This window comes from Rhodococcoides kroppenstedtii (genome assembly GCF_900111805.1).
Classification (GTDB): Bacteria; Actinomycetota; Actinomycetes; order Mycobacteriales; family Mycobacteriaceae; genus Rhodococcoides; species Rhodococcoides kroppenstedtii.
In genome coordinates this window covers 217,992-244,206 of sequence record NZ_FOJN01000004.1, presented here as the reverse complement: position 1 = coordinate 244,206, position 26,215 = coordinate 217,992, and the positions used below count along the sequence as shown (strand labels likewise).

The 26,215-nt window shown below is 70.6% G+C and carries 26 protein-coding genes; 6 read left to right on the top strand and 20 right to left on the bottom strand.

Annotated features, from left to right (window positions below; all coding sequences use genetic code 11):
• Window positions 1–31 precede the first annotated feature (31 nt).
• The 3 genes from ppk2 to BMZ18_RS06825 form a co-directional block, all read right to left on the bottom strand.
• A complete protein-coding gene (gene ppk2, locus BMZ18_RS06830) occupies window positions 32–838 on the bottom strand; it encodes a polyphosphate kinase 2 (RefSeq protein ID WP_371828488.1) in 807 nt (268 codons plus the stop codon).
• A 206-nt stretch (window positions 839–1,044) separates the two neighbouring features.
• Window positions 1,045–1,194 (bottom strand): hypothetical protein, encoded by a 150-nt coding sequence (locus BMZ18_RS19660; protein WP_156511610.1) that lies wholly within the window; start codon window positions 1,192–1,194, stop codon window positions 1,045–1,047.
• Between the two features lie 183 nt (window positions 1,195–1,377).
• Window positions 1,378–2,805, bottom strand: coding sequence for a glucose-6-phosphate dehydrogenase (locus tag BMZ18_RS06825; RefSeq protein ID WP_068362617.1), 1,428 nt, complete (start codon window positions 2,803–2,805; stop codon window positions 1,378–1,380).
• Window positions 2,806–2,867: 62 nt separating this feature from the next.
• Between BMZ18_RS06825 and BMZ18_RS06820 the strand changes: the two genes are divergently transcribed.
• A complete protein-coding gene (locus tag BMZ18_RS06820) occupies window positions 2,868–3,470 on the top strand; it encodes a hypothetical protein (RefSeq protein ID WP_068362620.1) in 603 nt (200 codons plus the stop codon).
• A gap of 183 nt (window positions 3,471–3,653) precedes the next feature.
• Window positions 3,654–5,564 (top strand): molecular chaperone HtpG, encoded by a 1,911-nt coding sequence (htpG, locus tag BMZ18_RS06815; RefSeq protein ID WP_068099388.1) that lies wholly within the window; start codon window positions 3,654–3,656, stop codon window positions 5,562–5,564.
• Between the two features lie 19 nt (window positions 5,565–5,583).
• On the opposite strand, the gene BMZ18_RS06810 is transcribed toward htpG, so the two are convergent.
• The 4 genes from BMZ18_RS06810 to BMZ18_RS06795 all read right to left on the bottom strand — a co-directional run bounded on the left by BMZ18_RS06810 (window position 5,584) and on the right by BMZ18_RS06795 (window position 8,318).
• Window positions 5,584–6,846 (bottom strand): hypothetical protein, encoded by a 1,263-nt coding sequence (locus BMZ18_RS06810; RefSeq protein WP_068362625.1) that lies wholly within the window; start codon window positions 6,844–6,846, stop codon window positions 5,584–5,586.
• Entirely contained in the window at window positions 6,843–7,508 is a 666-nt protein-coding gene (locus BMZ18_RS06805) for an ABC transporter ATP-binding protein (RefSeq protein ID WP_068362626.1), read from the bottom strand. Before BMZ18_RS06805 ends, BMZ18_RS06810 begins: the two co-directional genes overlap by 4 nt.
• Window positions 7,505–7,834 (bottom strand): hypothetical protein, encoded by a 330-nt coding sequence (locus BMZ18_RS06800; protein WP_068362628.1) that lies wholly within the window; start codon window positions 7,832–7,834, stop codon window positions 7,505–7,507. Before BMZ18_RS06800 ends, BMZ18_RS06805 begins: the two co-directional genes overlap by 4 nt.
• Before the next feature lie 94 nt (window positions 7,835–7,928).
• Window positions 7,929–8,318, bottom strand: a complete 390-nt coding sequence (locus BMZ18_RS06795) for a hypothetical protein (protein WP_068099384.1) — start codon at window positions 8,316–8,318, stop codon at window positions 7,929–7,931.
• A gap of 153 nt (window positions 8,319–8,471) precedes the next feature.
• Between BMZ18_RS06795 and BMZ18_RS06790 the strand changes: the two genes are divergently transcribed.
• Window positions 8,472–9,770, top strand: a complete 1,299-nt coding sequence (locus BMZ18_RS06790) for a flavin monoamine oxidase family protein (protein ID WP_068362636.1) — start codon at window positions 8,472–8,474, stop codon at window positions 9,768–9,770.
• Here BMZ18_RS06790 and BMZ18_RS06785 read toward each other — a convergent pair.
• The 4 genes from BMZ18_RS06785 to BMZ18_RS06770 are packed head-to-tail and all read right to left on the bottom strand — an operon-like array spanning window position 9,767 to window position 14,317.
• Entirely contained in the window at window positions 9,767–11,086 is a 1,320-nt protein-coding gene (locus BMZ18_RS06785; protein ID WP_068362639.1) for a glutamate-1-semialdehyde 2,1-aminomutase, read from the bottom strand. The genes BMZ18_RS06790 and BMZ18_RS06785 overlap by 4 nt on opposite strands.
• Window positions 11,083–12,354 (bottom strand): lipopolysaccharide biosynthesis protein, encoded by a 1,272-nt coding sequence (locus tag BMZ18_RS06780; RefSeq protein ID WP_074922044.1) that lies wholly within the window; start codon window positions 12,352–12,354, stop codon window positions 11,083–11,085. The genes BMZ18_RS06785 and BMZ18_RS06780 overlap by 4 nt, the downstream gene beginning before the upstream one ends.
• Window positions 12,355–12,356: 2 nt before the next feature.
• Window positions 12,357–13,190, bottom strand: a complete 834-nt coding sequence (locus tag BMZ18_RS06775) for a glycosyltransferase family 2 protein (RefSeq protein WP_068099380.1) — start codon at window positions 13,188–13,190, stop codon at window positions 12,357–12,359.
• Window positions 13,187–14,317 (bottom strand): class I SAM-dependent methyltransferase, encoded by a 1,131-nt coding sequence (locus tag BMZ18_RS06770; protein ID WP_068361480.1) that lies wholly within the window; start codon window positions 14,315–14,317, stop codon window positions 13,187–13,189. Before BMZ18_RS06770 ends, BMZ18_RS06775 begins: the two co-directional genes overlap by 4 nt.
• 38 nt (window positions 14,318–14,355) lie before the next feature.
• Between BMZ18_RS06770 and BMZ18_RS06765 the strand changes: the two genes are divergently transcribed.
• Window positions 14,356–14,916, top strand: coding sequence for a dTDP-4-dehydrorhamnose 3,5-epimerase family protein (locus BMZ18_RS06765; protein ID WP_068361483.1), 561 nt, complete (start codon window positions 14,356–14,358; stop codon window positions 14,914–14,916).
• 16 nt (window positions 14,917–14,932) lie between these two features.
• Here the strand turns inward: BMZ18_RS06765 and BMZ18_RS06760 are convergent, their stop codons facing one another.
• From BMZ18_RS06760 to BMZ18_RS06730, 7 genes are all read right to left on the bottom strand, one after another.
• A complete protein-coding gene (locus tag BMZ18_RS06760) occupies window positions 14,933–15,994 on the bottom strand; it encodes an NAD-dependent epimerase/dehydratase family protein (RefSeq protein ID WP_068361486.1) in 1,062 nt (353 codons plus the stop codon).
• Window positions 15,994–16,662, bottom strand: a complete 669-nt coding sequence (locus BMZ18_RS06755; RefSeq protein ID WP_068104806.1) for a PIG-L deacetylase family protein — start codon at window positions 16,660–16,662, stop codon at window positions 15,994–15,996. Before BMZ18_RS06755 ends, BMZ18_RS06760 begins: the two co-directional genes overlap by 1 nt.
• On the bottom strand, window positions 16,659–17,459 hold the full coding sequence (locus BMZ18_RS06750) for a glycosyltransferase family protein (protein WP_068099376.1): 801 nt from the start codon (window positions 17,457–17,459) through the stop codon (window positions 16,659–16,661). Before BMZ18_RS06750 ends, BMZ18_RS06755 begins: the two co-directional genes overlap by 4 nt.
• Window positions 17,456–18,733 (bottom strand): class I SAM-dependent methyltransferase, encoded by a 1,278-nt coding sequence (locus BMZ18_RS06745; RefSeq protein WP_211267470.1) that lies wholly within the window; start codon window positions 18,731–18,733, stop codon window positions 17,456–17,458. The genes BMZ18_RS06750 and BMZ18_RS06745 overlap by 4 nt, the downstream gene beginning before the upstream one ends.
• Before the next feature lie 279 nt (window positions 18,734–19,012).
• Window positions 19,013–19,963 carry a non-homologous end-joining DNA ligase gene (ligD, locus tag BMZ18_RS06740; RefSeq protein ID WP_074922043.1) on the bottom strand — a complete coding sequence of 317 codons (951 nt, stop codon included), beginning with the start codon at window positions 19,961–19,963 and terminating at the stop codon, window positions 19,013–19,015.
• A gap of 9 nt (window positions 19,964–19,972) precedes the next feature.
• On the bottom strand, window positions 19,973–20,851 hold the full coding sequence (locus tag BMZ18_RS06735) for an alpha/beta fold hydrolase (RefSeq protein WP_211267471.1): 879 nt from the start codon (window positions 20,849–20,851) through the stop codon (window positions 19,973–19,975).
• A gap of 5 nt (window positions 20,852–20,856) precedes the next feature.
• Entirely contained in the window at window positions 20,857–21,432 is a 576-nt protein-coding gene (locus BMZ18_RS06730) for a TetR/AcrR family transcriptional regulator (RefSeq protein ID WP_068361493.1), read from the bottom strand.
• Window positions 21,433–21,481: 49 nt separating this feature from the next.
• On the opposite strand from BMZ18_RS06730, the gene BMZ18_RS06725 reads away from it, so the two are divergent.
• On the top strand, window positions 21,482–22,399 hold the full coding sequence (locus tag BMZ18_RS06725) for an oxygenase MpaB family protein (protein ID WP_068361496.1): 918 nt from the start codon (window positions 21,482–21,484) through the stop codon (window positions 22,397–22,399).
• Between the two features lie 192 nt (window positions 22,400–22,591).
• The gene (locus tag BMZ18_RS06720; RefSeq protein WP_068361499.1) at window positions 22,592–23,431 is read left to right on the top strand and encodes a DUF559 domain-containing protein; all 840 of its coding nucleotides are present in this window, start codon (window positions 22,592–22,594) and stop codon (window positions 23,429–23,431) included.
• Between the two features lie 193 nt (window positions 23,432–23,624).
• Here BMZ18_RS06720 and groL read toward each other — a convergent pair whose 3' ends face one another.
• Entirely contained in the window at window positions 23,625–25,250 is a 1,626-nt protein-coding gene (gene groL / locus BMZ18_RS06715) for a chaperonin GroEL (RefSeq protein WP_068099370.1), read from the bottom strand.
• Between the two features lie 213 nt (window positions 25,251–25,463).
• Entirely contained in the window at window positions 25,464–25,985 is a 522-nt protein-coding gene (locus tag BMZ18_RS06710) for a DUF6764 family protein (RefSeq protein WP_068361501.1), read from the bottom strand.
• Window positions 25,986–26,215 lie beyond the last annotated feature (230 nt).

Sequence of the window (26,215 nt, the reverse complement as noted above, 5' to 3'; positions counted from 1 at the left end):
TCGGTCCGCTGTATCCCCGTGCCGAACCCAGTCAGTCGGCGTCGGGATCGGCCGGGCCCACGATCGACGGGTCCGGCCGACCCACCACGTCGTGATCCTTGTTCGCGTAGTCGAATCGGGCCAGGACGTGGCGCATCGACTCGAGCCGGGCGCGCTTCTTGTCGTTGCTCTTCACCGTGATCCACGGTGCGTGGTCGGTGTGCGTCAGGCGGAACATGTCCTCCTTCGCCTGCGTGTACGCCTCCCACTTGTCCAGCGACGCCAGATCCATCGGGGAGAGCTTCCACTGCCGCACCGGGTCCACCTGGCGGATCGCGAAGCGGGTGCGCTGCTCGGACTGCGAGACGGAGAACCAGAACTTGGTGAGGTGGATGCCGTCGTCGACCAGCATCTTCTCGAACAGCGGCACCTGCGCGAGGAAGCGGTGGTACTCGTCGTCGGTGCAGAACCCCATCACGCGCTCGACGCCGGCGCGGTTGTACCAGGAGCGGTCGAACAGCACCAGCTCGCCGGCGGCGGGCAGGTGCGCGACGTAACGCTGGAAGTACCACTGCGTCGACTCGCGCGTCGACGGCTTCTCCAGCGCGACCACCCGCGATCCGCGCGGGTTGAGGTGCTCGGTGAACCGCTTGATGGTGCCGCCCTTGCCGGCGGCGTCGCGGCCCTCGAAGACGATGACGTGCCTACCCCCGGTGGCCTTGATCCAGTTCTGCAGCTTGAGCAGCTCGATCTGCAGCAGACGCTTCGTCCCGTCGTATTCGCTGCGGGGGAACCGATGGTCGTAGGGATACCCCTCGCGCCACGTGTCGACGGCGCGGCCGTCCGGGGCCACCAGCACCGGATCGTCGTCGTCGTCGTCCGAGACGGACCAGCCGGACCCGTCCGGCGTGGCGGACGGGACGAGAGCAGGGGGGAACGCCGGGCGATCGGTCACGCCCGGCACCGTACGAGCCGTCGGGAACCGGCCGGTGACGTCCGCGTGAACGACGCGAGCCCCGCCCGTCACGGGGCGGGGCTCGGTCGGACGTTCCGACGCGGTCGGGCTCAGGTCGGGTCGGCCTCGCTGCTTCCGCTGCCGGTGCCGGCGCCGTCGAACAGGCCGGAGAACAGGTCACCGATGCTGTCGAAGAAGCTCTCGAAGATCGCGTCGAATCCGCCGGACAGGGTCTCGAGAAGAGTGCCGAGGAATTCCATCTGCCGTTCGTTCCTTTCTCGGAGGCGATCACCGCGCCGGATGCGGGCAACCTGTGAACACCGTCCGAATCAATCACGATCACTCGGCCGGCGGATGCCCTTTCGTCCGAAAAGTCACCATTCTCGGTGTGCGCCTCGTCCCGGTCGATCTCACCGTTTTCCGGGCTCGATCGGGTTCGGCGATCAGCTCGTCTCGTCGACCAGCCAGCCGCACGGGGTCGCCAGGTCCTTCGCCTCGTCCGGGCCCATCGAACCCGGCTCGTACGGGCGAACGTCCGGTCGGGCGTTCAGCAGCGGGGCGGCGACGTCCCACACGCTGGCCAGTCCGTCGGGACGGGTGAACAGCGACCGGTCGCCGTCGAGCACGTCGAGGATGAGCCGCGAGTACGGGGAGAGCGGTTCCGCGTCCGACACCGTGGACAGGTCGAGCGACATGCGACCGATGCCCAGGTCCTCGCCGGGGCCCGGCTCCTTCACCGTCATCGCGATGTCGACGCGGCCGTCGCCGGAGAGGTCGAACGACAGCACCGCGCCGTCCTCGGGTAGGTGCTTCACCGGTCCGTCGGGACGGCGGAACACCAGCGACACTCGTTGTGTGCTGGTGCCCAACATCTTTCCGGTACGGAGGACGAACGGCACGTCCCGCCACCGGTCGGTGTCCACCCACAGCCGGGCCGCGACGTAGGTGTCGGTGGTCGAATCGTCCGCAATGCCCTCGACGTCGGTGTAGCCGCGGTACTGCCCCAGCACCACCTCGGCCGGATCCAGCGGACGGAACGCGGCGATCACCGACTCGCGCGCGGTCTGCAGATCCTCGGCGCCGAGGCTGAGCGGCGGCTCCATCGCCACCTCGGCCGCCACCTGGAACAGGTGGGTCACCAACATGTCGAGGACGGCGCCGGTGGCGTCGTAGAACTCGGCGCGGTCGTCGATGTCCAGCGTCTCGGGGACGTCGATCTGCACCTGCTCGACGTGTTCGCGATTCCAGATGCCCTCGACCATGCCGTTGGCGAATCGCAGAATGTGCAGATTCTGGGTGTTCTCCTTGCCCAGGAAATGGTCGATCCGATAGACCTGCTTCTCGTCCAGCACGTCGTGCACCGCGGCGTCGAGTTTCTCGAAATTCTCCTGCGAGGTACCGAACGGCTTCTCGTAGACCACCCGCGCACCCTCGGCCAGACCGTGCTCGCCCAGCGCCGCGGTGTAATCCAGAAAGGTCGACGGCGGCAGCGCGATGTAATGGACCAGTTGCACGTCGCCGCCCAGTTCGTCCGTCACGTCGGACACCACCGACGGCAGATCGCCGGCGTCGTCCACGGAGAAACCGCGCCCGGCGAAGCGCACGCGCTCCGCGAAGTCCGACCACACCGACTCGTCGATCCGGTCGACGCCCTCCCCCGGACCGAACTCCTCGAGCGCGCCGCGGACGTGGGTGCGGAACTCGTCGTCGGTCTTGCGGCCGCGGCCGTTGCCGATCAGCGCCCAGTTCTCCGGCAGCAACCCCTCCTGCGCCAGCTCGTAGAAGGCGGGCAGCACCATGCGTTTGGCGAGGTCGCCCGTGGCGCCGAAGAGAACGAAGACGGTCGGGGTGGTCGCACCGGAGTCAGCCATGCGCGGGGGATGCCCGGTTCCGCCGGAAACCGAACCTGCGTGTGGCCGATACCCTCGCTGCGGTGAGCAGACACGTCTTCGACGGCGACATCTCGGGCTTCGGCACGCAGAGCGGCACCCGCATCGTGGTGGGGCATTGGACGGCGTCGCCGCTCGGCGAGTTCACCGACGTCATGGTCGAGTTCGCCGACGGCGAGCGGCTGCTGCTCGCCCCGTCCATCGAGGTCCGCGACTTCGTCACGGCCACCTACACGTTCGATCGTCACGAGATCGTCGACGTGGTGCACCGGCGGGTCGGCGATCGGGTGAGCGTCGAGGCCGGCGAGCTCGCGCTCGAGTTCACCGTGGGCTCGGTGACCCTGCTGGGTCGGCTGCTCGCCGTGATGCCCGACGCCGTCGTCACCGCACCGTGGTTCTGCACGATCAGCGACCCGATCGCTCGCGTCCTGCTGTCCGGCGTTCGCACCCGCGGCACCGCCGGCGGCGGGCGGCGCGAGTACTACGGGGCACGCGGTCAGCACCGCATCGTGTCGGCGTCCGCCTCCTGGCGCGGGGACGACCTGGGCGGCCTCACCCGCGTCGAGCCGCCCGTGCGCTTCGGCTTCGGGTCGACCCCCGCGGCCCCCGGGGTGACGGCCGTGCGCACCACCGTCGTGGTGCGCTGAGCGAACCCGCCGGGCCCGACCGGGCGGGCGCGGATGCCCACAACTCGGTCGAATCGACGGGATCCCGTCTGCACGGGCGACCTGTGGGCAACCACGCCCGGCGCGCCGGAAGGCGTCCGGCCGGGCGCACTAGAATGTGCCGGTCAGACCCCGTCCACCCGGCATTCGATCAGGAGAAGATCCGTGACCGCGCACGTCGAAGAACTGCAGTTCCAGGCCGAGACCCGGCAGCTGTTGGACCTGATGATCCACTCGGTCTACTCCAACAAGGATTCGTTCCTCCGTGAGCTGGTGTCCAACTCGTCCGACGCGTTGGACAAGCTGCGCATCGAGGCGTTCCGCGACAAGGACCTCGGCGTCGACACCTCGGATCTGCACATCGATCTGGAGATCGACAAGGACGCCCGCACGCTCACCGTGCGGGACAACGGCATCGGCATGAGCCGCGACGAGGTGGTCGACCTCATCGGCACGCTCGCCAAGTCCGGTACCGCGGAGGTCCGCGCCAAGCTGAAGGAAGCCAAGGACGCCGCCGCGTCCGAGGAGCTGATCGGCCAGTTCGGCATCGGCTTCTACTCGACGTTCATGGTCGCCGACACCGTCACCCTCGTCACGCGCAAGGCGGGCGAGACGACGGCCACCAAGTGGGAGTCGTCGGGCGCCGGCACGTACACCATCGAGGAGGTCGAGGGTGCCCCGCAGGGCACGTCGGTGACGCTCGCTCTCAAGCCCGCGGACGAGGAGGACCACCTCCACGACTACACGTCCGAGTGGAAGATCCGCGAGCTGGTGAAGCGGTACTCCGACTTCATCGCCTGGCCGATCCGCATGCAGGTGGAGAAGACCACCGGCGAGGGTGACGAGAAGACCACCACCCTCGAGGACGAGACGATCAACTCCATGAAGGCGCTGTGGACGCGCTCGAAGGACGACGTCTCCGACGAGGAGTACACCGAGTTCTACCGCCACGTCAGCCACGCCTGGGACGAGCCGCTCGAGGTCATCCCGATGAAGGCGGAGGGCACGTTCGAGTACCAGGCGCTGCTGTTCGTTCCGACGCGGGCGCCGTTCGATCTGTTCATGCGCGAGTCGAAGATCGGTATCCAGCTCTACGTCAAGCGCGTCTTCATCATGGACGATTGCGAGGAGCTCGTCCCCGAGTACCTGCGCTTCGTCAAGGGTGTGGTCGACGCGGCCGACCTGTCGCTGAACGTCTCCCGCGAGATCCTGCAGCAGGACAGGCAGATTCGCGCGATCCGTCGTCGCCTCACCAAGAAGGTCCTGTCGACGATCTCGGACCTGCAGGCGAACGAGCCCGAGAAGTACGCGACGCTGTGGTCGGAGTTCGGCCGCGCGCTCAAGGAGGGTCTGCTCTCCGATCCGGACAACGTGCAGACCATCCTGGGCCTGTCGTCGTTCGCCTCGACGCACAGCGACGAGAAGCCGACCACGCTGGCGGACTACGTCTCTCGCATGAAGGACGGCCAGGACACCATCTACTACATGACGGGCGAGACCCGTCAGCAGGTGGAGAACTCCCCGCACATGGAGGCGTTCGCCGCCAAGGGCCTCGAGGTGCTGATCCTCACCGACCCGGTGGACGAGATGTGGACCGGCTCGGTGCCGGAGTTCGACGGCAAGGCCTTCCGCTCCATCGCGAAGGGTGCCGTCGATCTCGGTGACGACGAGAAGTCCGAGGAGCAGGACGCGAAGAAGGAGCAGTTCGCGGACCTCACCTCCTGGATGGCCGAGGCCCTGTCCGACGACGTCAAGGAGGTCCGCCTCTCGACGCGCCTGACCACGTCGCCGGCCTGCATCGTCGGTGACGACTTCTCCCTCAGCCCCACCCTCGAGAAGATGTACCGCGCATCGGGTCAGGCCGTACCGAAGACCAAGCGCATCCTCGAGATCAACCCGGATCACGCCCTCATCACCGCGCTGGAGAAGGCGCACGCGGAGAAGAAGGACACCGAGCAGCTCACCGAGACCGCCCGGTTGCTGTACGGCACGGCCCTTCTCGCCGAGGGCGGCGAGCTCGAGGACCCGGCGTCGTTCGCCAAGCTCCTCGCGGATCGGTTGACGCGCACGCTCTGACGACGGCCGGGGGTGCGGCTCACGCGACCGCCGCGTGCCACGCCGCACCCCCGTCGTGCAGATGACGAGCAAGGATCACCGCGGCCGCGGCCACCGACACGCAGGTGGTCGCGGTGATCGCCCACCCCGTCGTCGCGGGTGTCGACGACGCCAGTCCGAGCAGCACGGACGACGCCACCGCCGTGACGAGCAGGTCCACGAAGATCGGGCGCGCCGCCGGGCCCCGCGTGGTCGGCGCGCGCCACCCGGCCCGCAGGGCACACCCGACGAAGACCGCGATCACGACGACGCCGCTCGCCACCCCGTCGGTGCGTCCGATCGCCACCGCCGCAGCGATCGCGCACGGCGCCGCGAGCACCGACGCTACCGCGGCGCGCGCGGACAGGTAGCGCCGCAGACCGTCGGGCACGGTCACGATGGCGCCGACCGTCTCGGGGCACGTCCACACGGCATGCGCCAGGCCCGTCGTCGCGAGCACCGCCGGAACGGCCAGGACCGACACCAGTTCGGTTCCGGTCAGCGCGGCCGCCCCGACGCCCGCCGTGGCCACAGCGGGCGGGAACACCTCGCCCCACCGCCGCGACCGGACCAGCTCGACCACGACGGCCCGCATCACGGGGAATCTGCCCCACCGCACCTCGTCGGGCACCTCGGTCCCTCCGTCGTCAACACTGCTCAACACGGCGTCGGTACGGCGGATCGCGACGGCCGTCACGATCGTCGCTGCCACCACGGAAACCGGAATCGCCATCACGGGGCCCCTGGCACCCGCCGCGGTGACGACCCCCGCGCCGACCGCCAGGACGAGGCGCGGCGCGCGGCCGGGCAGCAATGCCGCGACGGCCGTCACGGCCCGGATCGACACCGCCGCGCCCGCGACGATCACGGGGACCGCCGACCCGAGCGAGACCGAGGCCCCGGCGCCCGCACCGAGCACCACCGCCGGGCCGCCGCGCACAGCCGCCCACAGCCGCGCCGTCACCGCACCTGCGACGAACGCCCGGCCGGAGATCGGCACGCCACGAAGATGCTGCGGCAGAACGAAATTCGGCGCCGGCGGGAGCGTCGATCCGGCGAGGGCGGACCACCACGGCCACGCCGCGACCGTCAGCAGCGTGAGACGGACGGCGTCCGACGACGGGATCCTGACCGTGACAAGCACCGCCGTCGTCAGCGCCGCGGCCACGAATTCGGCCGCGAACCACGCCACACTGCGGGCGATCGGGCGACGTGCCCCGGGGTGGTGCGCGGCGACGATCGCCGGGGCGGCGGTCACCGTCATGTCGTGTCCGCGTCGGGGCTCGACCCCGACTCACCGAGCCGAAGGATTTGCGTCGCGCCGTCGGTGGTGCGCTCGGCGCGGTGCGTGCAGAGCACCACCGCGCCGCCGCGCCGTCGGACGCCCTCGATCTGTCGGGTGACGACGTCCATGGAGTCCTCGTCGAGGGCCTCGAACGGTTCGTCGAGGATCACGAGGGCCGGCCGGTGCAGCACTGCGGCCGCCACGCCGACCTTCTTCCGCTCTCCAGTCGACAAGGAGGCAATCGGCGTCGCGGCACACGCGCCGAGGCCGAACGCGTCCGGCGCCGTCTCCCGTACCCCACGCAGTCGAGCCAGCAACCGCAGGAACTCGACGGTCGTGAGCGCGCCGGGTGCCGCGAGACCGGCTGCAGCGTAACCGATTCCATTGCGATCACCGCCCGCCGCCTCGGTGACGGCAGACCCGTACGCGACGGCCCCCGGTTCGGACCGCCGCAGTCCCGCCAGGGTGCGCAGCACGGTCGACTTCCCCGTCCCGTTCGGACCCGTCACGGCGACGACGTCACCGGGCCGGGCGGTCAGGTCGAGGCCGCGAACGAGCGTGCGCGTGCCCACCCGCAGCGTCAGGTCCCGGACGGCCAGCACGACGGTCTCGTCGAACCGGGGCCCCGGCTCCCGCGTCACCGGATCGTCGCGGATCGGACGGCCGCCACCCGATCCGCGTAGGCCCGCCGCTCACGGTCCGTGCGGACCGGGGTCCATGGGTCGCGGCTGCGCACCGTGACCCGCACCCCGTCGCCCGACGCGGTCGCCCGCACCTCGACCGGGAAGCGGGACGCCACGAGACGGACGCCCAGCAGCCGATACAGCACGACGCTGCCGAGACGGAGCTGGATCTCACCGTCCCGGACGATGAGACGGTGACCGCCGGTGAGGGCGGCCAATCGGTCCGCCGCGACGTCGAGACCTACGCGAACCGTCCACGTGACCGGCTCGCAGTCCGTCGGCACGGCGCTCAGAAGTCGCCCGCCCGACGACGCTGGTTCAGACGCACACCCAGTGCCCCCACCACGAACGGAATCACCACGGTCAGTACCGTTTCCATCAGAACAATCCTCCCAACACGCCGCCCACTGCTCCGGCCACCAGACCACCCGTCGCACCGGTGAGGGCACCCGGGCCGCAGCCCACTCCACCCGCCGCGGCCCCGGTGACGCACCCACCCACCGCGCCCGCAGCGGCGCCCTTCGATCCGCCGCTGGTGATCTGCGAATACACGCCCGATCCGACGCAGCCCCCGTCGTCGTTGCTCAGAATGCACCCGGCCGCGGTGTACTCGGGGACGGTGTACTCGGCCGATGGTGCCTGCGCGATCGCTGGCGGTGTCACCGTTTCGGCGGACGCGGTGCCCGCGGCGACCGTACTCCACACACCGAACGCGATCGCGGCGACGGTGAGACCACCGCCGAGGGTCGATCGTCGTCGTGCCTGCATGGTTCCTCCTGTCGTCGTCTGCCTGACGCCGGCGCGATCGTGCGCCCGGCAGCAGCGACGCTACGAAGGAAAAGTGCTGCACCACAATGACATGCACGCACGTTCGGGGTTTCCCGACATCGGCGCACGGCGTCGCTGCGGTAGGGTCCGCCCATGGGGACGCACGTCGTGGTGGTGGGGGCCGGACTGTCGGGACTGACGGCGGCCCGAGAGCTGAGCAGGCGCGGAATCGCCGTGACGGTGTTGGAGGCAGCGGACCGTACGGGCGGCAAAGTTCTCGGCCGGACGATCGGTGGCGCGCACGTCGATCTCGGCGCCCACTGGGTGGGCGGGTCGCAGGACGCGGTGCTCACCCTCGCCGCGGAGCTCGGCATCGCGACAGCCGCCGAGCCGCTGCCGAACCGCCGGTCCCGGCAGATCTTCGCCACCGCGGACCGGGTGCGGCGGCACGCGCTCGAGCTGCCGCTGCTGCCGCCGCGCGACCTCGCGGCGGTGGGCGTCGGGGTGGCCCGCCTCGCCCTCGCGGTGCGGCGGGACCGGCCCAGCCCGCTCGAGACCGCGCTGCCCCTCACCGAACGGTGGTTCCGCACCCCCGTCACGCAGGGCGTCGCCCTGACGTTCTTCCGCCTGATCTTCGGGGCGGACCCGGATCAGGTCCCCGCACGAGCAGTCCTGGACTACCTCGCCGCCGCGGACGGACTGCGGTCCATCGCGTCGGTACGGGACGGCGCGCAGGAACGCTTCTTCGTCGACGGGACCAGTGCCCTGATCGACGCGGTGGCCGCAGACATTCGCGGTGACGTCGTCACGGGCGCTCCCGTCCGCCGCATCGAGCACGACGCGGACGGGGTCACCGTCCACGCGGACGGACGGACGGTGCCCGGGTCGCACGTGGTGCTCGCGCTCCCGCTGCCCGAAGTTCCGGCCGTCGAGTTCGATCCTCCACTCCCGGAGGCAATTCGACTGCGCCTCACCCACAGCCGGATGGGCGAGTACGCCAAGACGGTGGCCGTCTACGACCGGCCGTGGTGGCGCGACGCGGGACTCACCGGGACCGCCCTGCTGACATCGGGACCGCTGCAGATGGTGGTGGACGGCCACCCGGACCGGTCCGACGTCGGGGTTCTGGTCGCCTTCAGCGGCGGGCGCGCCGCGGCGGACCTCTTCGCCCGACCGAACCGGCGGGACATCGTGCTCCGCGAACTCGTCCGCCTCTACGGCGACGACGCCGCCCGACCGCGCGAGATGGCGGACATCACCTGGTCGGCCGAACCGTGGCTGCGCGGTGCTCCCACCGCGCTGCCCCCGTCGGGCGGGCGGTTCCGGGCCGCCGACCTCACCACCGAGCGTATTCGCTGGGCCGGAACCGATCTGGCGGACCGCTGGCCGGGCTACCTCGACGGCGCGGTGCGCGCGGGCCGTGCGGCGGTGGTCGGGATCGGACGGACCTAGCGGGCGATCAGGCGGCGCGGTGCCGCCGTGCGCCGGATCGCGGGCGCCACCGGGCGTCCGCGCAGCAGTCCGTCGACCGACCCGGCCTCGAGCGCGCGGCGATACACCGCGGCGGCGCCGCGGACGGCGTCCACGGTGTGGTCGACGTCCTCGTCGGTGTGCGCCGCGGACACCACGAACGACTGCCCGAGCACGCCGCGGAGGATCAGCTCCTGCAGGAACAACGTTCGGAAGGCCTGGGACGGAACACCGTCGGCGTCGGCGGTGGTGAAGACGAGGCAGCTCGGTCGGCCCTGAACCCGGACGTGGTCGCCGATGCCCGCCTCGGTGCACACGTCCGTCACGGCGTCGGCCAGCCGAGCGCCGGCCCGCTCCATCGCCGCCACCGGAGCCTCGGTCTCGTAGGCGCGGACGACGGCGCGGAAGGCGGCCAGCCCCAACGTTTCCGGCCCGTGCGTGGTGGACAGGAGGAACACGCGATCGGCATCGGTGTCCAGCCCGCCGAGCTGCATGAGGTCGCGTCGACCGGCGAGTGCCGAGATCGGGACACCGTTGCCCATCGCCTTGCCCCAGCAGGAGAGATCCGGGGTCACGCCGTACACGGACTGCGCACCCGCCGCCGACCACCGGAATCCGGTGATCATCTCGTCGAACACCAGCACCGCACCGTGCCGATCACACAGGGCACGAACGGATTCCAGGTACCCCGGCTCCGGCTCGGCCAACGCGCCGGCCGCTTCCATCACCACGCACGCGACGTCGTGCTCGGTGAGCAGCCGCTCGAGCGTGTCCACGTCGTTGTACGGAAATCGGTGCACCACGCTCGCCGGGATGCCGGCGTTCATCTCGGTGGTACCGATGAACCAGTCGTCCACCGAGAAGAACGGCTGCCGGCACACGGCGATGTCGGTGCGGCCGGTCGCCGCGCGGGCCAAGCGCACCGCCGCGGTGGTGGTGTCCGAGCCGTTCTTCGCGAACTTCACCATCTCGGCCGTGGGAACCGTTCGTAGGAAGTCCTCCGCCGCAGCCACTTCCAGGGCCGTGGGGCGGGAGAAGTTGGTCCCCGCCGCGACGGCCTCGGTCACCGCGGCCACCACCCCGGGGTGCCCGTGGCCGAGGGTCACCGAGCGCAGACCCATGCCGTACTCGACGTAGCACCGCTCGTCCGCGTCCCACACGCGGGCACCCGCGCCGCGGGTCAGCACCGGAGCCAGTCCTTCCGGGTACTGGTCCGAGCCGCGGGCGTAGGTGTGGGCGCCGCCGGGTACGAGGCGGTGCAGTCGGTCCTGCAGTTCCGTGGAACGGGGGAGAGTCATCGGGACACCTCGCGGGTCGTCGGGACGGGCGGGGCGCCGGGTGAATTCGGGTGGGTCGGGGCGACCGCCGGGGTGGAGGGGGGCCGGGGCGACCGCAGTGCCGTGACGACGAACCAGGTGGCGACCGCCCACTCGGACACCAGCACCCCCAGAACCATCGTCAGGACGGATCCGGTGACGGCGGTGATCGCCAGGGCAATGCCCGCCGTGGCGACGCCGACGACGGCGCCCGTGAACACCGTCGACGTCCGCCGCCGCGCGGGCAGCACAGCCGTGGTCACGTACGAGGTCAGCGTCGTGGCCGGCAGGATCCACGCCATGATGCGCAGGAGGTCCACGGCCTGCTCGAACCCGGAACCGTAGACGACGCGCACGGCCAGGGGCGCCGCCACGGTGATCGCCGCGGCCGCGACGACGGCCACCGCGACGCAGCCCACCGCGCCGCGGTGGACGCGGCGGTCGAAGTCGGCGTCGCCGCTGCGCCGCACCATGCGGGGCAGCAGGGCGAATCCGATGGGGTCGAGCACCGACTGCCCGGCGCGCACCAGGCGGTCCGCGGCCGAGAACACGCCCAGCGACGCCGCGTTCAGCACCGCCGAGTAGGCGGCGGCCCCGCCCTGCCCGTACCCGGTGAGCAGCAGCCGGGACGCGAGAACCGGTGCGGCCGTGCGCAGGACCGACCCGACGGCGACAGTCGGTTGCAGTCGCCCGATGCGGCGCTCGGCGTCGATCCAGGTCGCCGCGACGGTGACCGACGACGACGCACCGAGACAGGCGAGCGCGACCTCCGGCGTCGGGAACCGCGGCAGGGCGAGCAGCAGGATCACCAGATAGGTGACCCGACCGGCGGCCTGATAGGCCGTCGAGGCACCGAAACGTCCGTGGCCGATCAGCAGCCAGTCCTCCGACAACGACCAGATGCCGCCCGCCACCGCCCCCACCAGCAGCATGCGCGGAGCGCCGTGCAGGCCGGCGGACCACCCGACGGCGAGCGCGACCACCAGCGCCCCGAAGATCGCGGCGCGGACCACGGCGTAGGCACCGCGCACACGCGGGAGGTCCGCATCGTGCACCCGAGCCGAGAAGTACTGCGTGGCACCGAGATCGACCAGGACCGACCCCAGGAAGTAGGCCGACATACCCACCGCGACCAGCCCGACCCCTTCGGCGCCGAGCAGTCGGGCCGTCAGCGGCAGGGTGATCAGAGTGACGAGGAACTGCCCGTACGTGCCGAAGCCGACGAGCAGGACGTCGCGAAGCAGTCGCACCGTCAGCGCCGCCGCAGTCCGCGGATCACCGCTCCCGCGCGCACCTGCACCCGCGTGAGCACGGCACCGAGGATGCGTCGATCCCCGGCCACCACGTCGCTCGGCCGCACGTAGTCCGGCATCTCCCGCGCCAGACGATGATGCATGCGCATCGACTCGCTGAGCTTGCTGTAGCTCGACGTGCGGCTGCACAGATTGAACGTCGAGTCCCGCCAGGCGGCGTCCACCGTGTCGACGCCGTGGAAGTCACCGAACGCGCCCATGCGTGCGAACAGATCGACGTCCATCGGGAAGACCAGATCACCGCGGAATCCGCCCACGCGGTCGTAGAGGTCCCGCCGGAACATCGTGGCCGCGGTGGGTCCGAACTCCGCCGGCCCACGCCGCACGATCACCCCGGCCAGGTCCTTGCCGGGCCGGCGGCCGAGCAGGCCGGGCAGCCCCAGCCCGGTCTCCTTGACCGCGCCGTCCTCGTCGATCACCTCGAACCGCGAGGACACCACCGACACCGCCGGGTCGTCCAGCACGGCCTGCTGCCCGGCGAGCGCGCCGGGACGCAGCACGTCGTCCGCGCAGACCACCTTGACCAGTCGCCCGGTCGATCGCCGGACCACGGCGTTCCAGTTGTCCCCGATCGACAACAGCCGACGGTTGCGCTCCACGCGCACCCGCGGATCGTCGAACGAGCGGGCGATCTCACCGGTGTCGTCGGTGCTGGCGTTGTCGAGCACCAGCACTTCCATGTCGACGTCCTCGGCGAGAACCGAACGCAGAGTGGTGCCCAGCGTTCGACCCGCCTGATAGGCGGGGATACAGACCGACAGCGGTGCGGTCATGCGCGTCGTCCTTCCGTGAGGAGGGCGAGGTCGACGAACGCCACGTCCGGATGCGCGGCGGAGACCTCGGCGAGCAGATCCGGAACGGTGACGACGACGCGGTCCGGCCGGGTCGTCGCCAACCAGTCGGGACCGACGATCGGCACGGTCGTCCCCGGCATGCGCCGACCCCACTTCGCGGGAGAGGCGTCGACCGTCGCCCGAATCGTGGACGAGTCGACACCCGCCAGCGCGAACAGGGCCACCGCGCGGGACGCCGCGCCGTAGGCGGCGACCGACACCCCGGCGGACGCGGCGTCGTCGACCGCCCGACGCAGCGCCGACACCTCGTCGATCAGGGCGTCGCCCAGCCCGGCCAGCGCGGCCGGATCGGTCACGCCGAGCAGCTGCTCGTCGGCCAGCACGCGGCGAGCGCACGCGAGATCGGCGCCCACGGCGCGCACGTCGGCGTCGATCGGTCGAGCCGTGACCAGCAGCGTGCCGCCGTACAGCTCGGACTCCCAGCAGCCGGTCGGCACGAGCCCCGCGGCGTAGAGCGCCCGCTGCAGGGCGGTGAGCGACCAGTAGGCGAAGTGGCCGTGCCGCACCGACGTCCACTGACGCTGTCGCAGGATGGTGCCGAGCGAATGGATCTGCAGCACCAACACCCCGCCGGGCGCGAGCCGAGCCGACCGTTCCCGGAGAGCCGCAGCCTGATCCGCCTCGTGCATGAGGCCGAGACCGTCGACGATCAGGGTCGCCTTCGCGTCGTCCGCGGAGGCCGGGAGCGCGTCGCGCACGCCGCGGGCTCGCAGGCCCGGCAGCCAGGATCCACCGTGCGGGCTGCCGTATTCCCGCACGACTGTCGTCTCGGTGAGCCAGCCGCGCGCCGCGATCTCCTCGACGGCTCGCTCGCCGGCAATACGCACCGCGTCCGGCTCGACCCCCCGGGGCTCGTCCGCCGTCGTGTCGTCGCCGGGCAGCTGGGCCAGACCGCACGCGGTGCACAGAGCGAGCTGCAGGACGTGCCGCGGATCCGTCACGGGGTCGGTCACCGCGGGCGGGAAGTGATCGGCGGCCGGCACCGTCCCGAGATCGAGCACCGTCGTGGGGTCCGCCGCGCCGCAGACTCGGCAGAACGCGGTCACGACGCGACCGTTCGGTCGACCCGGGTCAGACTGGAGACATGCGCGTCGTCACCACGCCCCTGCCGGACGTCCTGGTCTTCCTGCCCACTCCCCACCGCGACGATCGCGGCTTCTTCACGCGGACCTTCGACACGGCGATCTTCGACGCCGCCGTCGCGGAACACACCGGCCTGTCCGTCCGGGCGGCGGACTTCCGCCAGGATTCCCAATCCCGTTCCGCCGGCGGCGTTCTCCGGGGACTGCACGGTCGCGGCGGCCGCGGCGAGACCAAGCTGGTGCGGTGCGCTCACGGCGCCGTGCAGGACGTCGTGGTCGACGCGCGGCCCGACTCCCCCGGCCGCGGCCGGTCCCACACCGTCGTGCTCGACGACGTCGAGTTCGCGCACCTGCTGGTGCCACCGGGTTTTCTGCACGGGTTCCTCACGCTGAGCGACACCGCGGACGTCTGCTACCGCATCGACCGGCCGCACGATCCCACCGAGGACGTCGGGGTGCGCTGGGACGATCCGGAGCTCGCGATCGATTGGCGCGCCGCACCCGAGTCGCTCAGCGCCCGCGATGCGGCGGCCGGCTCGTGGGCGGATCTGCTCGCGCGCTGACCGGTGCGGCCTCGGGTCAGCCATGGCGCGCCGCCATCGCGGTGCGATGCAATGTCGCCGCGGCGGTGCGATGCAAGGTCGCGTCGAGTTCGCCGACGCGCTGGAGTTCGGTGATGCGCGCCAGACGCGTGAAGCGGTTCGACAGAGCGTCCGCCGTGAGACCGTGGCGCCGGTACGACTCGGCCAACTCCACCGCGCCGTCGCGAATGCCCCAGTGGGCCACGAACTCCGGCAGGATCCGACGCGCCGCGGAGAAGTCCACCCGGTACGAGCGCGGGTCCGCTCCGTACTCGCCGGTGATCACCACCTCCGCTCCCGTCACCTCGGCGACCGTCTCCGCGATCTGCGCGACGGTGACGTTGTTGGCCTCGGTCCCGATGTTCAGCGCCCGACCCCGCACCCGCGCTGCAGGCGCCTCGAGAGCCGCAGCGAACGCGGCCGCGATGTCGCGCGCGTGCACCAGTGGACGCCACGGGGTGCCGTCGGACTTCACCACCACCCGGCCGGTGAGCACGGCCGACGCCGTGAGGTCGTTGACCACGATGTCCGCCCGCAGCCGAGGCGAGAAGCCGAACGCCGTGGCGTTGCGCAGGAACACCGGAGTGAAACCCTCGTCGGCCAGCGCGGCGACGTCGTCCTCGACGCGCACCTTGCTCACCGCGTACGGCGTGAGCGGACGCAGCGGGGCGTCCTCGGTGACGGCGTCCGCGCCGGCGGCGCCGTACACCGAGCAGGTCGACGCGTACAGGAATCGCTCCACCCCGGCGTCCTTGGCCGCGCGCGCGAGCCGCACGGACGCATGGTGATTGATGTCGTGCGTGATGTCCGGAGCCAGCGTGCCGAGGGGGTCGTTGGACAACGCCGCGAGATGGACGACGGCGTCGAATCCCCCAAGGTGGTCGACGGTCACGTCCCGCAGATCGAGCCGCAGCACGTCGGGTTCCGCCGGCGCCGGGCCGAGGACACAGTCGGCGAACCAGCCCGTGTCGAGACCGACCACGGTGTGACCGCGTTCGATGAGCAGCGGCACCATGACCGTGCCGAGATACCCCTGATGTCCGGTGACGAGTACGTGCATTACCGCTCCACCTCGAAATGTCCTGCGCCGCCGACGGTCAGCAGCATCTTCTCCACGACGAATCCCTCCGCGTACCGGCTACGGCACTGCACGCCCCGGAGCCGCGCCACCGCGAGGAAGGTCTCGTCGTCGTACCAGTCGTGGCCGTGCTGCGAGCGGTAGTGCGCCGCCAGCAGCTCGACCTTGCGCCGAGCCACGCTGTCCTGCAACGGAATCAGGACCGGAGTGCTCGGCAGGTCCGATTCCCACTTGACGATCTCGTAGCCCAACACCAGGTGATTCCGGAACGTGGTGGGCACCAGTTCCGCGAGCAGGCGGTGATCCTGGTGCGCGTCCGCACGCTGGGGGGCGAGCACCAGGTCCGGCTCGCACGTGCGTCGGAACGCCTCGAGGCCCTCCTTCACTGTGTTCCAGTGCTGCGGTGACCGCCCGTCCGGCACGCCGAGCACCGTGAGGTGCACCGTGGCGCCGGAACAGAAGTCCGCCAACGCGGCCCGTTCCTCGTCCTCACGGTCGGTTCCGCCACCGGTGAGCACCAGGGCGTGGACCTCGGTGACCGACGACGCGCAGAGCGTCAACAGGGTGCCGCCCGCGCCGATCGCGATGTCGTCGGGATGGGCGCCCACCACGGCCACCGATCGAATCGGCCCCGGTGAGAGCGTGATCATGCGACGTCGGCGGACGCCCGTGCGGATCGCTCCCACACGGCCCACGGGCGGATGCCGCGTCCGTAGTCGAGGTCGAGTTCCGCGCGCTCCTTGAACGTGTCGGCGGGCTTCCAGAAGCCGTCGTGGCGGTAGCCGAACAGCTCCCCCCGGCCGGCGAGCGCCATGCACGCGTCGCCCACCAGATCGCCGCCCGGTGGGATGTGGTCGAACACGGCCTGGCTGAGGACGAAATACCCGCCGTTCTCCCAGATCGGGAATCGGCTGACCGGCACGATCTCCTTGATCTCGCCGGCCTCCGACACGTCCACGCAGTGGAAACTCGACTGCGGCGGCACCACCAACATCGACGCCACCGCACCCGACGCGTGGTACTTCTCGATCATCGTGTCGAGCGGGGCGTCGGTCAGCACGTCCGAGTAGTTGGCCAGGAAGTACTCGTCGTCCCCGAGGTGCTCGCGCACCCGGCGCAGACGCTCGCCGATCGGCGACTCGACACCCGTGTCGACGAACGTGATCGACCAGTCGCTCATGTCGGTGGCCAGCAGCTCCACCTTGCCGTCGCGCAGCACGAAGTCGTTGGACTCCTCCTCGTGGTAGTCGAGGAAGAACTGCTTGATGGCCGCGGCGCCGTAGCCCAGGCACAGGACGAACTCCGTGTGCCCGTAGTGCGCGTAGTACTTCATGATGTGCCAGAGCAGGGGTCGCGGACCGACCATCTGCAGGGGCTTGGGGATGGTGTCCCCGTCCCCGTTGCGCATCCGCATGCCGTATCCGCCGCAGAACAGAACGACCTTCATGACAGTGCCTCCACGGGCTCGTCGGTGGGCAGGGTGACGCGGGAGAGATCGGCGGTGTGCAGGGTCGGCAGCGGGAAGACCACCCGGCCGCCCCACTCGCCGACGTATCGCAGTTGGTCGGTGAGCTCGCGCTCGAGGTTCCACGGCAGCACCAGCACCACGTCGGGGCGGTCGGCCGCGATCCGATCCGGATGGTGGATCGGGATGCGGGTGCCCGGGGTGAAGCGGCCGTGCTTGTACGGGTTCCGGTCGACGGTGTACTCGAGCAGGTCGGGGCGGACGCCGCAGTAGTTGAGGAGCGTGTTGCCCTTGCCCGGTGCGCCGTAGCCGACCACGCGCTCGCCCCGACGACGGCACTCCAGCAGGAACCCCAGTACGGCGGCGCGCGCATCGCGGGCGGCGGACTCAAGGCCGCGGTAACCCTCCACCGCGTGCAGACCGGCCCGTCGCTCCTCCGCCAGGATCTCCAGGGTGCGCTCACTGGGCGGGCCGGCGTTCGCGGACGGTGTCGCCCACAGGCGGATCGATCCACCGTGCGTCGGCAGCGACTCGACGTCGATCACCGTCAGGTCGCCCTTCTCCAGGGCGCGCATGGCCGTGAGCACCGTCCAGTACTGGAAGTGCTCGTGGTAGACGGTGTCGAACTGCGCCTCGGCCACGAGCTTCAGTGCGTGGTGCACCTCGATGGAGACGAGCCCGTCGTCCGCCACCAGCGTGCGCAGCCCCTCGGTGAAACCGCGGACGTCGGGAATGTGGGCGTAGACGTTGTTGGCCACCACCATCGACGCGGGCCCGTGGTCCGCCCGCACTCGGGCGGCGGTCTCCGGGTTCAGGAACGACGTCTCGGTGGGGACCCCCGCGTCGCGTGCCGCGGCACCGACGTTGACGCTGGGTTCGATTCCCAGACACCGGATTCCACGCTCGACGACGTTCCGGAGCAGGTAGCCGTCGTTGCTGGCCACCTCCACCACGAAGGCGTCGTCGCGCACCCCGAGGGCCATCCGCTCGGCCGCCTCGTCGACGAAACGGCGAGCGTGCTCGACCCAACTCGACGAGAAGGACGAGAAGTACGCGTACTCGGTGAAGGTGTCGTCCGGGCTGACCAGGGCCGGGATCTGCACCAGCAGACAGTCGCGGCAGACGCGGACGTGGAGGGGGTAGGTGGGCTCGGGATCGTCGAGGCGGTCCGCCGTGAGGAACGATTCGCACGGCGGGGTGGCACCCAGGTCGAGGACGCTCTCGAGGTCACGCGACCCGCAGAGGCGACACAGCACTTTCGGCATTCCTTCGGGACGGCAGTCGGTGGCTTCTCACGACACGTGCCCGCCCGGCGTCGTGACCCGGACCCGTTCGCATCCCCCGACGCCGTAACGAATCGCATGACTGCATTTGTACGATTCGTACGCATTCTGCCACATAAACAGGTTATGCGCCTGGTTACGGGTCGAAGAACCGTCCGAACGGATGACGAAAACAGACCGAACGCGCTGGTGAGGGGTCACGACGATCGCGCCGAGGACGCGTGAGTACGCCCGGTTCGCGACGTGCCGATCTCACTCCTCGGGGGTGTGCAGTCCCGCCCGCTCGTCCCGCTCCGCCCACTCGACCAAGGGCCGGAGGTCGTACACCGCGTCGTCGATCCCCGCGTGCAGGTCGCCCAGCTCGGCGAACCGCGCGGGCACCGTGTGCATCGTGAAGTCGTCGGGTGAGACCTCGGGAATCTCGTCCCACCGCACCGGCGTCGACACCGTCGCCCGCTCGGTGCCGCGCACCGAGTACGCACACGCGATGGTGTGATCGCGGGCGTTCTGATTGAAGTCCAGGAAGACCTTCGACGGGTCCCGGTCCTTGCGCCACCACGTCGTCGTCACGTCGTCGGGAGCACGTCGTTCCACCTCGCGGGCGAATGCCAATGCGGCCCGACGCACGTCGCCGAATCCCCAGTCCGGCCGAATCCGCACGTAGACATGCAGCCCGTGACCACCGGAAGTCTTCGGCCAGCCCACGGCGCCGAGCTCGTCCAGCACCTCGTGGACCACCCCCGCCACCCGCCGCACCCGGTCGAACGAGCACTCGGGCATGGGATCGAGGTCGATCCGCCACTCGTCGGGGCTCTCCACGTCCGCCCGACGGCTGTTCCACGGATGGAACTCGACGGTGGACATCTGCACCGCCCAGATCACGTGCGCCAACTCGGTCACGCAGAGCTCGTCCGCGGTGCGGTTGTACCGCGGGAACGTCACCCGCACCGTCTCCATCCAGTCCGGGGCACCGCGGGGCAACCGCTTCTGGTGCACCTTCTCGCCCGCGAGGCCGTCGGGAAATCGGTGCAGCATGCAGGGACGCTCGCGCAGCGCGGTGACGATGCCGTCGCCCACCGACAGGTAGTACTCCACGAGGTCGCGCTTGGTGGCCCCGCTGGCCGGGAAATAGACACGATCGGGATTGGACACCCGCACCGTGCGGCCGCCCACCTCGAACTCGATCGCCGGAGACGCCGCCATCGCCCGAGCCTAGGTCAGCGACTCGTCGAGAGCACGAATCGCGTCCGCGAACCGGCCGGGCAGTTCCTGCGGCGGGTTGTGACCGCAGTCCAGTTCGCGCACGTCGACGAGGTGCGTGAAGTGCCGGGCGTGATCGAGAGTCCCGTAGAGCGCGACGACGGTGTCCTCCGTGGGATCGAGCACCACCGTAGGGACGTCGATCGACGGACCCGCCGCCAGGCGCTCCTGCGTCGCCGCGTACGCCGGGTCCCCCTCGGCCATCCCGTGCCGGTGCCGATAGCTGTGCACGACGACGTCCACGAAGTCCGGATTGTCGAACGACGATGCCGTGGCGGCGAATTCGGAGTCGCCGAACCGCCACGTCGGCGACCAGTCCGTCCACAACGTCTGGGCGATCTCGGCACGGTAGGCGGTCAATCCTGCCCGACCCCGCTCCGAATGGAGGTAGTACTGATACCAGTACCGCTTCTCCAGGTGCGGCGGTGCCGGCGTCGCGAGTGCGCCCGCCTGGATCAGATAGCCGGACGCGCTGACCAGGCCCGACACCTCGTCGGGCCACAGCGCGGCCACCGCGCACGCGGCCCGGCCGCCCCAGTCGTAGCCCGCCACGATCGGGCGGTCCAGACCCAGGGAGGCGATCAGCTCTCGCAGGTCGTGCGCCAGCGCCGCCTGCTCCCCGGAGCGCGGGGTGGCGTCGTCCAGGAACCGGGTGGCGCCGAAGCCGCGCAGGTACGGGACCACGACGTCGTGACCGGACTCGGCGAGGAGGCGGGCCACGTCGTCGTACGAGCGGGTGTCGTAGGGAAAGCCGTGGAGCAGGACCACCGGCCGGCCCGACGGATCGCCGTACCGGTCGAACGCGATGTCGAGGACGCCCGCAGCCACCATGCTCGTCACCATTCCCCGCGGCCCGCGGCGGCAACCACGGCGACGCAGTGCTCGGTGAAGCGGGCGCGGTCGACGGGCAGGTCACCGTCCAGGAACGCGGTGAAGAGCGAGGTCAGCGCGCCCACCACGGCGGTGGCCGTCAGCGTTCTGGTCGCGGCGTCCGTCTCCCTCGGCAGCTGCGCCTCCACGAGAGCCACGAAGTGCGGCACGGTGCGCGTGCCGATGCGGCCGAGCGCACCGTCGCCGAACGGGGCGGACAGCAGCACGCGGCCGTACTCGGGCCGGTCCAGCACCAGGTCGGTGAAGGCGTGCACGGCCCGGCGCGCCCGCTCCGACGGTCGACGCGCCCGCCCGACCGCGGCGACCAGCGCTTGCTGCGCCCGGTCGGCCACCAGGGCGTAGACCTCCCGCACGAAGGCATCGCGGTCGGTGAAGTTCTCGTAGAAGTACCGCTCGGTGAGGCCCGCGCGCGAACAGACGGCACGCACACTCACCGACGGCCCCTCGGCCGCCCCGAGCAGCTCCACGCCCGCGGCCAGCAACGCCTCGCGTCGGCGCGCGCGTCTCGCCTCCAGGTCCACTCTCGTCCTCACCGTTGACGGCCGTGCGCACCGACTCTACGGTGACAACATGTGTAGTCAGCCGCTCGGGCCGGACTCGCTCACGTGGCGGTACTTCGGCGATTGGCGCGGCATGCTGCAGGGGCCCTGGGCCGGGTCGATGCAGAACATGCACCCCGGCCTCGGCGCCGCGGTCACCGAACACTCCACCTTCGAACTCGAGCGGTGGGAGCGGATCATGCGCTCGCTCTATCCGATCGGCGGGGTGGTCTTCGACGGTGCCCGCGCGGTCGACACCGCGGCGCGAATACGTCGCTACCACAACGACATCAGCGGGTTCGACGCCCACGGACGCCGCTACCACGCGCTCGACCCCGACACCTTCTACTGGGCGCACGCGACCTTCTACGTCGGCACACTGCGGACCGCGGAGTACTTCATGGGCGGACTCACCGAGGCGCAGCACGAACAGCTCTTCACCGAACACCGGCAGTGGTACGCCCTGTACGGCATGAGCATGCGCCCCGTCCCCGCCACCCGCGCGGACTTCCAACGCTACTGGGACTACATGTGCCGCGAGGTGCTCGAGAACACGCCCGCGGCCCGCGTGGTGCTGGACCTCTCCGAGCTCCCGCGCCCACCGTTCCTGCCCTGGCTGCCGGCCCGCGTGTGGGCCCTGCTGCGGCCGGCCGTCGCGCGGTCCGCCGTGCGTCTGACCGTCGGGCTCTACGACCCCTCGGTCCGAGAATTGTTGGGCTACAGCTGGTCCGAGGCCGACGAGCGCTGGTTCCGCCGCGTCTGCCGTGCCGTCAAGTTGGCCTTCCGCCTCGTCCCCACCCGCCGTCGCCTGCACCCCCGCGCCCGAGCCGGCGTCGACCGCGCCGCCGGGCGGCTCCCCGCCGACGCGCCCCTGCCCGAGACCCCGGACCGCAACCTCCCCCTGCCGGACCGGCGGGACAGCCCCCGGCACTACGTTCCCGGCCGCTGACCGCGCGAGTTCTCCCGCAGAATCGTCACCGGTTCCGCGGATTCGCGGACCGCGCCCCGATCGTGTGGCAGAACTCGCGTGTAGTCCGCGGCACGCAACCCCCTCTGCTGCGCCCCGGGGACAGTGGTCGCACCATCCCCGGGCTCCGACACGAGCGGCCTCGCGCCCCGAGCGCTGCAGCACACTTCGGTCATGGGGGTCGTCACCAGAGCTCAACTCGTCGCCGGAGGGCTGCATCAATCCACCGTCCACCGGCGGGTGGCCAGGGGGACGTTGCACCGCCTGCTCCCCGGGGTGTACTCCACCGAGCCTCCCGATTATCGCGGACGCTGTGAAGCAGTCGTCCTCTGGAAGCCGGACGCCGTCCTCAGCCACGACACCGCCGCCTGGTGGTGGGGCCTGGTGGACGACGAACCCGACCTGGTCCACGCCACCGTTCCCCCGTCCGGGACGGCGGGTGGACCGCCGTGGGTCCGCATTCACCGACGCCTCCTGACCGACGTTCGACTGCTCGGTGACATTCCCCTCGTGTCTCCGGAGCACGCGATCCTCGATCTGGCGACCACTCGTAGCCGACGGGATTTTCAGAAGATCATCGACCGGGCGCTCAGCCTGAAGATTCAGTGGCGCACGCTGGCCGCCCTGTGCGACGAGGCCCGCGGCAAGGCCGGAATGCGGGTCCTGCGTGAGGAACTCCGACGCGCCTGCCCGGGAACGCTGTCCGAAGCCGAGCGGCTACTGGCGCGAACCCTCTCGGCCCGGTCCTTCCGAATGGAGATCAACGCCGCCGTCGGCCCGTTCTACGGAGACCTCGTCTGCCGACGAGCCCGCGTGATCGTGGAAGTGGACGGACGCGAATTCCACACTGCGGCAGCGGTGTTCACCAGCGACCGGAAACGTCAGAACGCCCTCGTGCTCGACGGGTGGTTGGTGCTGAGGTACTCGGTCGCGACCGTGTTGGCGACCCCCGATGCGGTCGCCGACGAGGTCATGGCCGTCGTGCGGCGGCGCCGGTCGCTGGCGCGTGGCTGATGCCACCTCGGGCGCGAGTTTCCCACACGATCGGGCCCGGGCCCGCGGATCCGCAGATTCACGCACGATCGTGCGGCAGAACTCGCACCCCCCCCCCGGGGTGTACCGCACCCGGACGGAGAACTCACCACACACACGCCGACGCCCGGCCCACCGCGAAGGTGGACCGGGCGTCGAACGAGTGGAGCAGGACTCAGAAGTCCATGCCGCCCATGCCGCCGGTCGGATCGCCCGCGGGCGCTCCGGCCTTCTCCGGCTTGTCGGCGACGACGGCCTCGGTGGTGAGGAACAGAGCCGCGATCGACGCTGCGTTCTGCAGGGCCGAGCGGGTGACCTTGACCGGGTCGTTGATGCCGGCAGCGAGCAGGTCCTCGTACTCGTTGGTCGCGGCGTTGAGGCCGTGGCCGGTGGGGAGGTTGCGGACCTTCTCCGCGACGACGCCGGGCTCGAGGCCGGCGTTGAACGCGATCTGCTTCAGCGGTGCCTCGAGGGCGACGCGCACGATGTTGGCACCGGTGGCCTCGTCACCCGAGAGGGTGAGTCCGTCCAGAGCCGGCGACGACTGCAGCAGAGCCACGCCACCACCGGCGACGATGCCCTCCTCGACGGCGGCCTTGGCGTTGCGCACGGCATCCTCGATGCGGTGCTTGCGCTCCTTGAGCTCGACCTCGGTGGCAGCACCGGCCTTGATGACGGCGACGCCGCCGGCCAGCTTGGCCAGACGCTCCTGCAGCTTCTCGCGGTCGTAGTCCGAGTCGGAGTTCTCGATCTCCGAGCGGATCTGCGCGACGCGACCGGCGATGGCGTCGGCGTCGCCGGCACCCTCGACGATGGTGGTCTCGTCCTTGGTGACGACGACCTTGCGAGCCTGGCCGAGCAGCTCGAGTCCGGCGCCCTCGAGGGACAGGCCGACCTCTTCGCTGATGACCTCTCCACCGGTGAGGATGGCGATGTCGGCGAGCTGAGCCTTGCGGCGGTCACCGAAGCCCGGGGCCTTGACGGCGACGGACTTGAAGGTGCCGCGGATCTTGTTGACCACGAGGGTGGACAGGGCCTCGCCCTCGACGTCCTCGGCGACGATCAGCAGCGGCTTGCCGGACTGGATGACCTTCTCCAGCAGCGGCAGCAGGTCCTTGACCGTGGAAACCTTGGAGCTGACCAGCAGGATGTAGGGATCCTCGAGGACGGCTTCCTGACGCTCGGCGTCGGTGACGAAGTAGCCCGAGATGTAGCCCTTGTCGAAGCGCATGCCCTCGGTGAGCTCGAGCTGCAGGCCGAAGGTGTTGGACTCCTCGACCGTGATGACGCCTTCCTTGCCGACCTTGTCCATGGCCTCGGCGATGAGCTCGCCGATGGACGCGTCGCCCGCGGAGATACCGGCGGTAGCAGCGATCTGCTCCTTGGTGTCGATCTCCTTGGCGGACTTCAGCAGGGACTCGGTGACGGCGGCGACGGCGGACTCGATGCCGCGCTTGAGGCCGAGCGGGTTCGCGCCGGCCGCGACGTTGCGCAGGCCTTCGCGGACGAGTGCCTGAGCGAGGACGGTCGCGGTGGTGGTTCCGTCACCGGCGACGTCGTCGGTCTTCTTGGCGACTTCCTTGACCAGCTCGGCGCCGATCTTCTCGTACGGGTCCTCGAGCTCGATCTCCTTGGCGATGGAAACGCCGTCGTTGGTGATCGTGGGGGCGCCCCACTTCTTCTCGAGCACGACGTTGCGACCCTTGGGGCCCAACGTCACCTTGACTGCGTCGGCGAGGCTGTTCAGCCCACGCTCGAGGCCACGACGTGCCTCTTCGTCGAACGCGATGATCTTGGCCATTGCGAAGTGATCCTCCGGATTGGGGGTGACACGCGAAGCGACCGCGGTTGGGGCCGCTCCAATTCCAATTCCGGCCGAGTCGGTGCCCGCGACGGACGACCAGGGGTGTCGACAATTCCCGATCTCACCTCTTCGACCTGGCACTCACACTACACGAGTGCCAGGCCCGATTCTGGCACTCGACCCTGCCGAGTGCAAGCCCTCGAGGCGCCGTCAGAATCCGGCGATGCAGGCCCGCCCGGTCGAGAGGTCCAGCGCGAAGGAGTTGAGGCCGGCGCAGTTCACACCCGTCTCGGTCGACGCGCTCGCGCCGCCGCCGTAGCCCGCCACGGCGACGGCCGTCCCACCGTTCGAGGCCGCGGACCGGCTGATGCCGCCGCCGAGCGCGAACGCGTAGGACGTGCCGGCGCCGGACACCGCACTGAGCGCCGTACCGAAGCCGGTGGCCGTCGCGTTCGCCGCGCCGCCGTTGGCGACGGAGACCGCGGTGCCGCTGTCGCTCGCGTCCGACCGTGCGACGCCCGGCGCGGTGGCCTTGGCCCCGCAGCTCGCCGTCCCGTCGACGCGAATGTCGTTGGCGGACGGGGGCGAGACGCACGTGACGGGAGCCGCGACGGCGGTCGAGGTGCCGAGCACCGCACCGAAGGACAGGACGGCCGAGGTGGCGGCGACGGCAGCGGCGGCGCGGCGGACGCGGGAGGAACGGGCGGACGAGAAGGCAGCGAACAGCGTCACGAAGAACTCCTGAAAACGGCGAGCGAAACGGCGAGAGAATCCGCCCCGGGGCGGGCGTGCAGGGCGAACCCTACCGGCCCCGTCCCGGCCACGAGGGACGCTCGACGTAACGATTCGGTATGCACCCGCGGACGGGGTCAGTGCACGTGATCGCGCCAGTCCGCCGGCACCCGCTCGGCCGGCCCGGGCACGGTCTGCTCACGCGGATGATGATGCGGCGCAGCGAGTTC